Origin of the sequence: Mycolicibacter sinensis (genome assembly GCF_001667375.1) — a bacterium.
Taxonomy (GTDB): Bacteria; Actinomycetota; Actinomycetes; order Mycobacteriales; family Mycobacteriaceae; genus Mycobacterium; species Mycobacterium sinense_A.
Window position 1 is genome coordinate 51,740 of the sequence record NZ_LZIN01000014.1, and the last position, 11,225, is coordinate 62,964.

Annotated in this window: 10 protein-coding genes and 1 pseudogene; 6 read left to right on the plus strand and 5 right to left on the minus strand. The window is 70.6% G+C overall.

Going from position 1 to position 11,225, the window contains the following annotated elements; all coding sequences use genetic code 11:
* The first annotated feature begins 5 nt into the window (after nucleotides 1-5).
* From A5771_RS02510 to msrB, 3 genes are read left to right on the plus strand one after another with little or no spacing between them, the layout of a single operon-like run.
* On the plus strand, nucleotides 6-1,565 hold the full coding sequence (locus tag A5771_RS02510; protein WP_064853618.1) for an alpha/beta hydrolase: 1,560 nt from the start codon (nucleotides 6-8) through the stop codon (nucleotides 1,563-1,565).
* 23 nt (nucleotides 1,566-1,588) lie between these two features.
* Entirely contained in the window at nucleotides 1,589-2,887 is a 1,299-nt protein-coding gene (aftC, locus tag A5771_RS02515) for an arabinofuranan 3-O-arabinosyltransferase (protein WP_064853619.1), read from the plus strand.
* Nucleotides 2,884-3,291: a peptide-methionine (R)-S-oxide reductase MsrB gene (gene msrB, locus A5771_RS02520; RefSeq protein ID WP_064853620.1), complete on the plus strand. Its 408-nt coding sequence runs from the start codon at nucleotides 2,884-2,886 to the stop codon at nucleotides 3,289-3,291. The genes aftC and msrB overlap by 4 nt, the downstream gene beginning before the upstream one ends.
* Nucleotides 3,292-3,311: 20 nt before the next feature.
* Here msrB and A5771_RS02525 read toward each other — a convergent pair whose 3' ends face one another.
* The 4 genes from A5771_RS02525 to hemE are packed head-to-tail and all read right to left on the minus strand — an operon-like array spanning nucleotide 3,312 to nucleotide 7,190.
* On the minus strand, nucleotides 3,312-4,055 hold the full coding sequence (locus A5771_RS02525) for a class I SAM-dependent methyltransferase (RefSeq protein ID WP_109400994.1): 744 nt from the start codon (nucleotides 4,053-4,055) through the stop codon (nucleotides 3,312-3,314).
* Nucleotides 4,052-4,753 carry a hydrogen peroxide-dependent heme synthase gene (gene hemQ / locus A5771_RS02530; RefSeq protein WP_064853633.1) on the minus strand — a complete coding sequence of 234 codons (702 nt, stop codon included), beginning with the start codon at nucleotides 4,751-4,753 and terminating at the stop codon, nucleotides 4,052-4,054. Before hemQ ends, A5771_RS02525 begins: the two co-directional genes overlap by 4 nt.
* A gap of 29 nt (nucleotides 4,754-4,782) precedes the next feature.
* Nucleotides 4,783-6,144, minus strand: coding sequence for a protoporphyrinogen oxidase (locus A5771_RS02535; RefSeq protein WP_064853621.1), 1,362 nt, complete (start codon nucleotides 6,142-6,144; stop codon nucleotides 4,783-4,785).
* Complete coding sequence (gene hemE, locus A5771_RS02540; protein WP_064853622.1) at nucleotides 6,141-7,190, minus strand: uroporphyrinogen decarboxylase; 1,050 nt, start codon at nucleotides 7,188-7,190, stop codon at nucleotides 6,141-6,143. The genes A5771_RS02535 and hemE overlap by 4 nt, the downstream gene beginning before the upstream one ends.
* A gap of 395 nt (nucleotides 7,191-7,585) precedes the next feature.
* On the opposite strand from hemE, the gene A5771_RS02545 reads away from it, so the two are divergent.
* The 3 genes from A5771_RS02545 to A5771_RS02555 are packed head-to-tail and all read left to right on the plus strand — an operon-like array spanning nucleotide 7,586 to nucleotide 9,820.
* On the plus strand, nucleotides 7,586-8,122 hold the full coding sequence (locus A5771_RS02545) for a DUF3000 domain-containing protein (protein WP_234782917.1): 537 nt from the start codon (nucleotides 7,586-7,588) through the stop codon (nucleotides 8,120-8,122).
* Between the two features lies 1 nt (nucleotide 8,123).
* Complete coding sequence (locus A5771_RS02550; protein ID WP_064853624.1) at nucleotides 8,124-9,392, plus strand: HRDC domain-containing protein; 1,269 nt, start codon at nucleotides 8,124-8,126, stop codon at nucleotides 9,390-9,392.
* Between the two features lie 5 nt (nucleotides 9,393-9,397).
* On the plus strand, nucleotides 9,398-9,820 hold the full coding sequence (locus A5771_RS02555) for a PACE efflux transporter (protein ID WP_064853625.1): 423 nt from the start codon (nucleotides 9,398-9,400) through the stop codon (nucleotides 9,818-9,820).
* Here A5771_RS02555 and A5771_RS02560 read toward each other — a convergent pair.
* Nucleotides 9,801-11,132 (minus strand): annotated as a pseudogene (locus A5771_RS02560) (transketolase C-terminal domain-containing protein); the annotation flags it as partial. The gene A5771_RS02555 and the pseudogene A5771_RS02560 overlap by 20 nt on opposite strands.
* Nucleotides 11,133-11,225: the final 93 nt, after the last annotated feature.

Consider the following 11,225-nt stretch of genomic DNA (forward strand, 5'->3'; position numbering starts at 1 on the left):
CAGGCATGAATCTTGCCAGGATCGCGCTCGCCGCCGCCCTGCCGGTGGTTGTCGTGCTGTCCGGCTGTGCGCCCGGGCTGGCCGCGAACCCGCGCTTCGCCACCGACTCCGGGGCCGGCCCGCAGGGCCAACCCGAGTCCACCCCCGACACCGCCGGCCCACCGCCGGTCGAAGTCCCCAAGAACGACCTGCCCTGGCATGACTGCACGGCCCGGGTCTTCAACGACGCCGCGGTGCCCGCCACCCCCGGGGTGCGACTGGACTGCGCCAGCTACGACGCCGACGTCGACCCGCTCGGCGGCAGCTCGACGGCGATCAGCATCGGCGTGGTGCGGGCCCGCTCGGTGCAGACCCCCGCCGACGCCGGGCCCGTCGTGTTCACCACCGGCTGGGACCTGCCGTCCTCGCTGCAGCTGCCGACCTGGCTGGCGCGCGGCGGCGCCGACGTGCTCGCCGGCCACCCCGTCGTGGCCGTGGACCGGCGCGGCACCGGGATGTCGAGCCCGGTGGACTGCCGCGACCGCGGTGATCGCGACGAGATGTGGAACCTGGCGCAGTTCGCCCCCGGCGACGACCCGGTGGCCAACCTGGGCACCGTCGCGATGAACGCCACCACCGACTGCACCGACGCCATCTCGCCCGGGGAGTCCTCCTACGACAACACCCACGCCGCCACCGACCTCGAACGGCTGCGCAGCCTCTGGGACGTTCCGGCGCTGGCCCTGATCGGGATCGGCAACGGCGCCCAGGTCGCCCTGGCCTACGCCGGCTCCCATCCCGGCAAGGTGGCCCGGTTGGCGCTGGACTCCCCCATCCCGCTCGGCGTGGCCGCCGAGGCCGCCGCCGAGCAGCGGATCAAGGGCCAGGAGGCGGCCTTCGAGGCGTTCGCCGCCCAGTGCGTCGCGGTGAACTGCGCCCTGGCGCCCGACCCCAAGGGTGTCGTGGACGCGGTGCTGGACTCCGCCCGTACCGGGAACGGTCCGGGCGGCGCCTCGGTTGCCGCGGTGACCCATGCCATCGTCACCACGCTGGGCTACCCCATCGGTGACCGTGTCAGCAGCACTAACGAATTGGCCAGGGCGCTGGCCAGCGCGCACGCCGGTGACGCCAACCTGCTGAACAACCTGATCAACCGGGCCCAGGGCACCGTCGGCAGCGACGGCCACTTCATCAACTCGTGCGCCGACGCGCTCAACCGGCCCACCCCCGACCGGGTCCGTGAGCTGTTGGTCGCCTGGGGCAAGGAGTACCCGCAGTTCGGCGCCGTCGGCGCCCTCGACATGGCGCAGTGCCTGAGCTGGCCCAGCAGCGCCACCCCGGAGGCGGCGAAGGAGATCAAGATCGACGTGCTGCTGTTCGGGGTGCAAAACGACCCGATCGTCGGCGAGGAGGGTGTGGCGGCCACCGCCGCGGCCGTCATCAACGCCGGCGCGGCCAGCAAGCGGGTGATGTGGCAGGGCACCGGTCACGGGGCCACCGTGTACTCGTCGTGCACCCTGCCCCCGCTGATCGGCTATCTCGACAGCGGCAAGCTGCCCGACACCGACGTCTACTGCCCGGCCTGAGCTGAAGCGGGCGCACCCGTTCGGTGTACGGTGCGCTGGTGACGGCAGTTAACTCACTTCGCAGCAGTCTGCTGACCGCCTTCCGCCCGCCGACCAGCGCGCCGAGCGCCGCGACCGTGTTGCGGTCGGTGCTGTGGCCGGTGGCCATCATGTCGTTGATTCACCGCGCGGTGATACTGCCGCTCAACGGCAACATCACCGACGACTTCAAGCCGGTCTACCGCGCGGTGCTCAACTTCCGGCACGGCCTGGACATCTACAACGAGCACTTCGACTACGTCGACCCGCACTACCTCTACTCGCCCGGCGGCACCTTGCTGATGTCGCCGTTCGGGTATCTGCCCGAAACTCTGTCGCGGTACACCTTCATCGCCACCAATACGATCGCCATCCTGCTCGCCGCCTACCTGCTGCTGCGGATGTTCGGTTTCGCGATGACCTCGGTGGCCGCCCCGGCTCTGCTGGCGGCGCTGTTTCTCACCGAAAGCGTCTCCAGCACACTGGTATTCACCAACATCAACGGCGTCGTCTTGCTCGCCGAGGTGCTGTTCTTGCGCTGGGTGCTCGACGGCCGGGAAAGCCGCCAGTGGTGGGCGGGTGTCGCCATCGGGCTGACCCTGGTGGTCAAACCGGTGCTGGCGCCGCTGCTGCTACTTCCGGTGCTGAACAGGCAGTGGCGGCCGCTCATCGGCGCGGTCGTGGCGCCGGTACTGTTCAACCTGGTGGCGTTCCCGCTGGCCAGCGACCCGACCAGCTACTTTACCCACACCGTGCCCTACATCATGGGCACCCGCGACTACTTCAACTCCTCGATTCTGGGCAATGGCGTGTTTTTCGGCCTGCCGTCTCCGCTGATTCTGTTCCTGCGGGTGTTGTTCACCGCGATCGCGGCCGTCAGCGTGTGGCTGCTCTACCGCTACTACCGCACCCGCGACCCGCGGTTCTGGCTGCTGACCTCCTCGGGCGTACTTCTGACCACCTCGTTTCTGGTGCTGTCGCTGGGCCAGGGCTACTACTCGATCGTGCTGGTCCCGTTCCTGATGACGGTGGTGCTGCCGAACTCGGTGCTGCGCAACTGGCCGGCGTGGCTGGGTATTTACGGGTTCATGACACTGGACAAATGGCTGATCTTCCGGTGGATGAATGTCGGGCGACCGCTGGACTACCTCAAGATCACCTACGGCTGGTCGCTGCTGCTGATCGTGGTGTGCGCCGTGCTGTGCTACCGCTACTTGGACGCCCGCGAGGCCGGCCGCCTCGACGACGGGATCGACCCGGCGTGGCTGGCAGATAAACCCGACAGGGCTACCGTGGAGGCATGACCTCTCCCAAGGTGGCGCTCACCGATGATGAGTGGCGCGCCAAACTGACCCCCGAGGAATTCGCCGTACTGCGCCGCGGCGGTACCGAGCCGCCGAACATCGGCGAATACACCAACACCACCACCGAAGGTGTCTACGAGTGCAGGGCCTGCGGCGCCGAATTGTTCCGCAGCACCGAGAAATTCCCGTCGCACTGTGGTTGGCCGTCGTTCTTCGACCCGGCGGACTCCGATGCGGTGATCCTGCGCCCGGACGACTCGCTGGGAATGCGTCGCACCGAGGTGCTGTGCGCGGCCTGCCACAGCCACCTGGGCCACGTTTTCGAAGGTGAGGGCTACCCCACCCCGACGGATCAGCGGTATTGCATCAACAGCATCTGTCTGCGGCTGGTGCCGTCGTCCTGAGCTGAGCCGATCGGGCGAAGTCAGTCGATACGAGCGGCGTGGACTTCCCAGAACGGAGCGTGCGCCAGCTGTCCGTCCATCAGCGGCTCGATGACCGCCAGCCGTTGCGCGATCGCCCGGATCCGCGGCGGCGCATCCGGATTCCGCTCAACCTGCGCGGCGAACCCCGCCGCACTGACATTGACCAGATAGCTGGTCGGCCCCAGGTAGTCGATCCGCCAGCCACCGGCCGGCAGCCCGGATCGCAGCTCGTCGATCGACATCGCCGGGGGCATGAAGAACCCGTTGATGTTGTAGTCGGCGGCCTCGACCATGTAGAGCCGGGCGCCCGGCCTGGTCGCCCGGTGTAGCGCCCGCAGGTAATCGTGCTGGGCATCACCGCCGAAGGTGTTGTAGAAAGCGGTGTCGACCACGGTGTCGAAACGATCGGTGAAACCGTCTAGAGTCTTGGCGTCGCCGACCCGAAAATCAACCGTCACCCCCGCCGCCTGCGCGTTGGCACGAGCGCGCTCGATGGCCGTCTCGGACACGTCGATGCCGGTCGCGTCGAAGCCGTGCCGGGCGAAGTGGATCGCGTGATGGCCCGGTCCGGTCCCCGGGTCGAGCACCGCCCCCCGGATCGCACCCAGCGCCACCAGGCGCCGCACCGCCGGCTGCGGTCCGCCGATGTCCCACGGCGTGGAGGCCGGCAATCCCCGGGCGGTCTGATCGGCGCGGTAGATCTCCTCGAACCGTTCGGCGTCGCCGGTGGTCGACGAGCTCACGGCAGGGTGGCCACCAACTGCTCGACCTCGACGCGGGGACCGGTGAAGAACGGGGTCTCCTCGCGGGCATGCAGGCGGGCCTCGGTGTTACGCAGGTCGCGCATCAAATCGACGATCAGGTCGAGTTCGGGCGCCTCGAACGCCAGGATCCATTCGTAGTCGCCGAGCGCGAACGCCGGCACGGTGTTGGCCCGGACATCCTTGTAGGGCCGGGCGGCCATCCCGTGTTCGGCCAGCATCCGGCGCCGGTCCTCCTCGGGCAGCACATACCACTCGTGCGAGCGCACGAACGGATACACGCAGATGTAGGCGCCGGCCGGCTCGCCGGCGATGAACGCCGGGACATGGCTCTTGTTGAACTCGGCGGGCCGGTGCAGTCCCACGTTGCTCCAGACCGGAGTGCAGGCCCGGCCGAGCGCGGTGCGCCGGAAGCCGGTGTAGGTGGCCTGCAGGTCCTCCACCCGCTCAGCGTGACTCCAGATCATGAAGTCGGCGTCGGCGCGCAGGCCCGCGACGTCATAGAGGCCCCGGATCACCACGCCGCGCTCTTCCTGCTGCTTGAGGAAGGTGGCCGCCTGGTCGGCGACCTCATCCCGGGTGCCGGGACCCTCGTCGAGCACCCCGGGACGCACCGAGAACACCGAGAACATCACGTAGCGGATGGTGGAATTCAGCTTGTCGTAATCGAGGTGCGCCATGGCCCCCATGCTGCCACGACGGGCCGCCCCTAGGGCGCCGGGGTGGCGCTGATCACGGCCGCCACCGCGCGGTCTGCCGCCGCGACGCAGGCCGGCACCCCGATGCCGTCGAGGTAGTTACCCGCCACAGCCACCGTGGGCGGCAGCCCGGCGCGCAGCGCGGTGACAAGCGCGGCGTGCCCGGACCGGTATTGCGGCATCGCCGCCGGCCAGCGCTGCACCAACACCTCCAGCGGGTCCACCACCGCGCCGAAAACGGTTTCCAAGTCGGATATCGCCCACGCCACCAACTCGGGCTCGGAGGCTCGGGTGCGGGAATCGCCGAACCGGCCGAACGACAACCGCAGCAGCTCCACCTTGCCGCCATAGCCCCAGCTGCCCCATTTGCGCGAGGTCAAGGTGATCGCCTTGGCGTGCAGTCGCTCTCCGGTGGCGACCAGCACCCCGGAATTGTCCGGGAACGCCGCACCGGCCGGCACCGCCAGCGCCACCACCACCGACGACGCGTGGGTGATCTGGCTGGCCGCCGCCGCGGTGCGCGGGGCGAACCCGGTGGCCAGCCGGGCCAGCACGTGGGCGGGCACCGCCATCACCAGCCGGGCGGCGCGGTGGTAGCCGCCGACGGCGTCCCGCAACAGCCAGCCGTCTCCGGTCGGGTCGATCTGGGTCACCGCCGCCTGCACCCAGTGCAGCCTGCTGCGGCGCACCAGGGCGTCGATCAGCACCTGGTAACCGCCGGCGATCGCGCCGAACACCGGTGTGCCGGTCGTCGGCGGCAGTGCCCGCCGCACCGCCTCGGTGAGGCTGGCAGCGCCGCCGTCCAGCGCGGCGGCCAGGCCGGGTACCGCCGAGCGCAGTCCGATCGTCGCCGCCGACCCGGCGTACACCCCGCCGATCAACGGATCCACCGAGCAGGCGACCACCTGCTCGCCGAACCGGTCCGCCACCAGCGCGCCCAGCGCCGGGTCGCTGCCGGGCTCGAACATCAGCGGGCGGCTGGGTTCGCCGGCAATGCGGGCGATGGCCTCCTCGTCGACCAGCCCGGCCATCGACCCCGGCGAGGACGGGATTCCGCTGAGCGTGCCCGGCGGCAGCGGATACAGCCGGCGGCGGCAGTACAGCAGCGGCCGCGCCCCGGTGGTGGTGCGTTCCCGGTCGGCCAGGCCCAGCTCGGCCAGCAGGGCGGGCAGCTCGGGCCGGCGCGCGACGAACGCCTCAGCGCCCACGTCCACCGCGATACCGCCCAGGGTCTCGGTGCGCAGCACCCCGCCGAGCCGGTCGGCCGGGTCGAAGACGGTGATCTCGGCCGCGTCACCGAGCGTCGCGCGTAGGCGGTAGGCGGCGGCCAGACCGGAGATGCCGCCTCCGACAACGCAGTACGACGTGGTCACAACGAATGGACCAGCGACACCAGATCGGTGAGCACGCCCGGGTCCGATTCCGGCAGCACCCCGTGCCCGAGGTTGAAGATGTGACCGGATGCTCCGGCGGCCACCGCGGCACGGCCATCGGCGACGACGGCGCGCGCCGCGCGTTCGGTCACCGGCCAGCCTGCCAACAGCACCGCGGGATCCAGATTGCCCTGCAGGGCGAAGCCCGCGCCGACCCGCGCGGCGGCATCGGTCAGGCTGGTCCGCCAGTCCACCCCGACCACGGTGGGCCCGGCTTCGGCCATGGCGCCCAGCAGCTCGGCGGTCTGCACGCCGAAATGCGTCATCGGCACGCCGGCGTCGGCCAGCGTCGCGAACACCCGGGTGCTGTGCGGTAACACGAAGCTGCGGTAGTCGGCCAGGCTCAGCGTGCCGGCCCACGAGTCGAACAGCTGGATGGCGTCTACACCGTGGTCCAGCTGCACGGTCAAGAACGCGATGGTCAGATCGGTGAGCCGGGTCATGAGCTGATGCCAGCTGTCCGGCTCGGCCAGCATCATCGCCTTGGTGCGGGCGTGGTTGCGGCTCGGGCCCCCTTCGACCAGGTAGGACGCCAGGGTGAACGGCGCCCCGGCGAAGCCGATCAGCGGCACGTCCCCGAGCGCGCCCACCAGCAGCGACACCGCTTCGGCGACGGCCGTCACCTGCTGCGGTTCCAGCGGCTTCAGGGCGGCGATATCGGCCGCACTGCGCACCGGCTCGGCGATCACCGGCCCGACGTCGGGCACGATGTCCAGGTCCACCCCGGCACCGCGCAGCGGCACCACGATGTCGGAGAACAGGATCGCCGCGTCCACGTCGTGGCGGCGCACCGGTTGCAGGGTGATCTCGCAGACCAGCTCCGGATTGAAGCAGGCCGCCAGCATGCTGTGCTGGGCGCGCAGGTCTCGGTATTCCGGCAGCGACCGGCCGGCCTGCCGCATGAACCAGACCGGCACCCGGGCGGGTTGCCGGCCGGCAGCGGCGGCCAGAAAGGACGACTCGGGCAGCTCACGACGGGCACTCATCGAGCTCAATGCTGCCACGGCCGCGTTACGCGGGCGAACCGTCCCGATCCATGCGGCGGTCCCAGCTTCGCCTCGCCTCCGTCGAGCCTCGCTGAACCGCCGGGTTCATACGGCGGTCCCAGCTTCGGCTCTCCTCCGTCGAGCCTCGCTGAACCGCCGGGTTCATACGGCGGCCCCAGCTTCGGCTCTCCTCCGTCGAGCCTCGCTGAACCACCGGTGATTCGGCGCGCCTGTCTGCGCCGATCGGCGCCGGGGGCTAGCGTGAGATCCGGCGACCGGCGGTGCGCAACAGCACCCGGGGCCGGCCGCTGGCTACGCGGGGTACAGCGATGAGTTAAGGAGCGGCGCCAGTGACATCAGCCGAGCCTGCCCCATTCCGCGAAGCGGTGGCAACGATGCATGCCGCGACGGTGCGGTCGGAGATCGAGTTGGGGCCGATCCGGCCGCCGCAGCGCCTCGCGCCCTACAGCTATGCGCTGGGCGCCGAGGTCAAACACCCCGAAACCGACTTCGTGCCGGAGGACTCCGAGGGCGACGCGTTCGGCCGGCTGATCCTGCTCTACGACCCCGACGGCACCGACGCCTGGGACGGCACCATGCGAATGGTGGCGTTCATCCAGGCCGATCTGGATCCGCACGAGGCGATCGACCCATTGCTGCCCGAGGTCGCCTGGAGTTGGCTGGTCGAAGCGCTGAGCTCCCGCACCGAGCACGTCACGGCGCTGGGAGGCACCGTCACGGCGACCACCTCGGTGCGCTACGGCGACATCTCCGGGCCGCCCCGCGGTCACCAACTGGAGCTACGCGCATCCTGGACCGCGACCACGCCGGAGCTGGGCGCGCACGTCCAAGCGTTCTGTGAGGTCCTCGAACACGCTGCGGGGCTGCCGCCGGTCGGGATCACCGACCTGAGCTCCCGAACCCGCGTCTGAGATGTCCGGGCAGACAGAACCGGCATCCGACGAGCCCGAGCCGACTCCCCTGGCGCATCCCGCCGACGGGGTGCCTGAGGTGTCGGTCACCGCGACGCAGATCGGCGCCGCCGCCAAGAAGTTGGCCCGCGGCCACGGCCCGTTCGCGGTGGATGCCGAGCGGGCCTCGGGCTTCCGCTACTCCAACCGCGCCTACCTCATCCAGATCCGGCGCGCCGGTTCGGGCACCGTGCTCATCGACCCGGTCGGCGCCGGTGAGGATCCGGCGGCGCTGCTGCGTCCGGTCGCCGAGGTGCTCGACGACGACGAGTGGATCCTGCACGCCGCCGACCAGGATCTGGCCTGCCTGGCCGAGGTCGGCATGTGGCCGAAGGCGCTCTATGACACCGAACTGGCCGGGCGGCTGGCCGGCTTCGAGCGGGTCAACCTGGCCGCGATGGTGCAGCGCCTGCTGGGACTGGGGCTGGCCAAAGGCCACGGTGCCGCCGACTGGTCGAAACGCCCGCTGCCCGCCGACTGGCTCAACTATGCGGCGCTGGACGTCGAGGTGCTGATCGAACTGCGCGGGGCCATCGCCGACGTGCTGGCCGACCAGCATAAAGGCGACTGGGCAGCACAGGAATTCAATCATCTTCGGATCACCGACTTCACCACGTCGACCCGCCGGGACCGTTGGCGACGTACGTCGGGCATCCACAAGGTGCGCGACCGGCGCGGCCTGGCCGCCGTCCGCGAACTGTGGACGGTGCGCGACCGGATCGCCGCGCGCCGCGATATCGCCCCCGGGCGCATCCTGCCCGACTCGGCGATCATCGCCGCCGCCGTGGCCGATCCCACCACTGTCGAGGAGTTGCTCGCCCTACCGGTGTTCGGCGGGCCCAAGCAACGCCGCAGCGCGGCGACCTGGCTGGCCGCGCTGGCCGCTGCCCGTGAGAATCCCGAGCCGCCGGATTCCGTCGAACCCCACAACGGCCCACCGCCGCCGTCGCGCTGGTCACGGCGCAGGCCCGAGGCGGCCGCCCGGCTGGAGGCGGCTCGTGCCGCATTGGGCCAGCTGTCCGAGCAGGTGAGGGTGCCGACCGAGAACCTGCTCTCCCCCGACCTGCTGCGCCGGCTGTGCTGGGACTGGGATCCGGCGACACCCGAGCCCGCGGCGGCAATCGAAGCGTTCCTGATTGCCGGCGACGCCCGACCGTGGCAACGCGAGCTCACGGTGCCGTTGCTGGCTGCCGCCCTCAAGACCGTCGGCACCACCGCCGACGGCGGCTGATAGAGGTGTCGGCCGTTGTTCGCCGGATCAGCTACGTGATCAGCTACGAACTCATCGCCATCGTGCTCACCGCCCTCGGCCTGGTCGTCCTGGGCTTCGGCGGCGGTAGTTCGGGTGTCATGGCGGTGACGGCATCGACGGTGGCAATGGTCTGGAATTACGTGTGGAACACCGTGTTCGAGTTCTGGGAGCGTCGCCAGGACTCCCAAACCCGCACCGTCGCGCGCCGGATCGCACACGCCATCGGCTTCGAAGGCGGGCTGGTGGTGGTGCTGTTGCCGGTCGTGGCGTGGATATTGGGCGTATCCCTGCTGCAGGCATTCGGTCTCGAGGTGGGCCTGCTGGCGTTCTTCCTGGTCTACACGTTCGTGTTCACCTGGCTGTTCGACAGGCTATGGCCTCCGCGACCTAATCCAGGTGCTCGCTGACCTCTTCGACGCAGTGGGAACTGCCCATCGCCGCCACCCAGCCGGTGACCTGACGGGCCACATCCTGGGCGGTCAGGCCGACCTCGGCCAGCAGTTCCCCTCGCGAGGCGTGGTCGTAGAAGCGTTGCGGCAGACCGACGTCCCGGCAGGGCACGTCGATGTCGGCAGCCCGCAGCGCCGCCGACACCGCCGAGCCGACGCCGCCGGCTACACCGTTGTCCTCGCAGGTCACCACCAGCTTGTGGGCGACGGCCAACTCGGCGATCACCTGCGGCACCGGCAGCACCCAGCGGGGGTCGATCACCGTCACGCCGATGCCCTGGTTGTGCAGCCGCTCGGCCACCGCCAACGCCATCGGCGCGAACGCCCCCACGGCGACCAGCAGAACGTCCGGACTCAGCCCGTCCGTCGGGCGGGCGAGCACATCCACCCCAGAGCGGCGCTCGATCGCGGGAATGTCCTCGCCCACATCGCCTTTGGGGAACCGCAGCGCGGTGGGACCGTCCTGGACCTCAAGCGCCTCACCGAGTTCCTCGCGCAACCGGATGCCGTCGCGAGGCGCGGCTACCCGCATCCCCGGCACGACACCCAGGATCGACAGATCCCACATGCCGTTGTGGCTGGCGCCGTCGGGGCCGGTGATCCCGGACCGATCCAGCACCAGCGTGACCGGCAGCTTGTGCAGCGCGACGTCCATCATCACCTGGTCGAAAGCGCGGTTGAGGAACGTCGAGTAGACCGCCACCACCGGGTGCAGGCCGCCCATCGCCAGCCCGGCCGCCGAGGTGAGCGCGTGCTGTTCGGCGATCCCGACGTCGAACATCCGGTCGGGGAAGCGCTGCCCGAACGGCGTCAGCCCGGTGGGCCCGGGCATCGCGGCGGTGATCGCGACGACATCGCGGCGCTTGGTGCCGTACTCGATGAGCGCATCGGAGAACGTCGCCGTCCAGCCGCGCCCGGCGGTCTCGGTGGCGTACCCGGTGAGCGGGTCGATCACGCCGCAGGCGTGCATCTGCTCGGCCTCGTCGTTCTCGGCCGGACCGTAGCCCTTGCCTTTGCAGGTGACCACGTGCACGATCACCGGCCTGCCGAAGCCGCGCGCGCGGCGCAGCGCCGACTCCACCGCGGCCTCGTCGTGGCCGTCGATCGGGCCGAGGTACTTCAGGCCCAGGTCGGTGAAGAGCGCCTGCGGCGCCAGCGCGTCTTTGAGCCCGGCCTTGAAGCTGTGGATCACCTGGTAGCCGATCTCGCCGACTACCGGCACGCCGCGCACCGCGGCGCGGGGGCGTCGCCCCCCCCCCGCGGGGGCGGGCGGGCGGGGCCACCCCGGCCGGGGGGGGGGGGGCGCCCCGCGGGGGGGCGGGGGGGCGGGGGCGGGGGGGGTGTGCGCCCGCCCCACCCCCCC

Coding starts and splice junctions, on each gene's coding strand:
- A5771_RS02510 (WP_064853618.1), top strand. CDS start 6: ATGAATCTTGCCAGGATCGCGCTCGCCGCCGCCCTGCCGGTGGTTGTC.
- msrB (WP_064853620.1), top strand. CDS start 2,884: ATGACCTCTCCCAAGGTGGCGCTCACCGATGATGAGTGGCGCGCCAAA.
- hemQ (WP_064853633.1), bottom strand. CDS start 4,753: ATGGCGCACCTCGATTACGACAAGCTGAATTCCACCATCCGCTACGTG.
- hemE (WP_064853622.1), bottom strand. CDS start 7,190: ATGAGTGCCCGTCGTGAGCTGCCCGAGTCGTCCTTTCTGGCCGCCGCT.
- A5771_RS02545 (WP_234782917.1), top strand. CDS start 7,586: ATGCATGCCGCGACGGTGCGGTCGGAGATCGAGTTGGGGCCGATCCGG.
- A5771_RS02550 (WP_064853624.1), top strand. CDS start 8,124: ATGTCCGGGCAGACAGAACCGGCATCCGACGAGCCCGAGCCGACTCCC.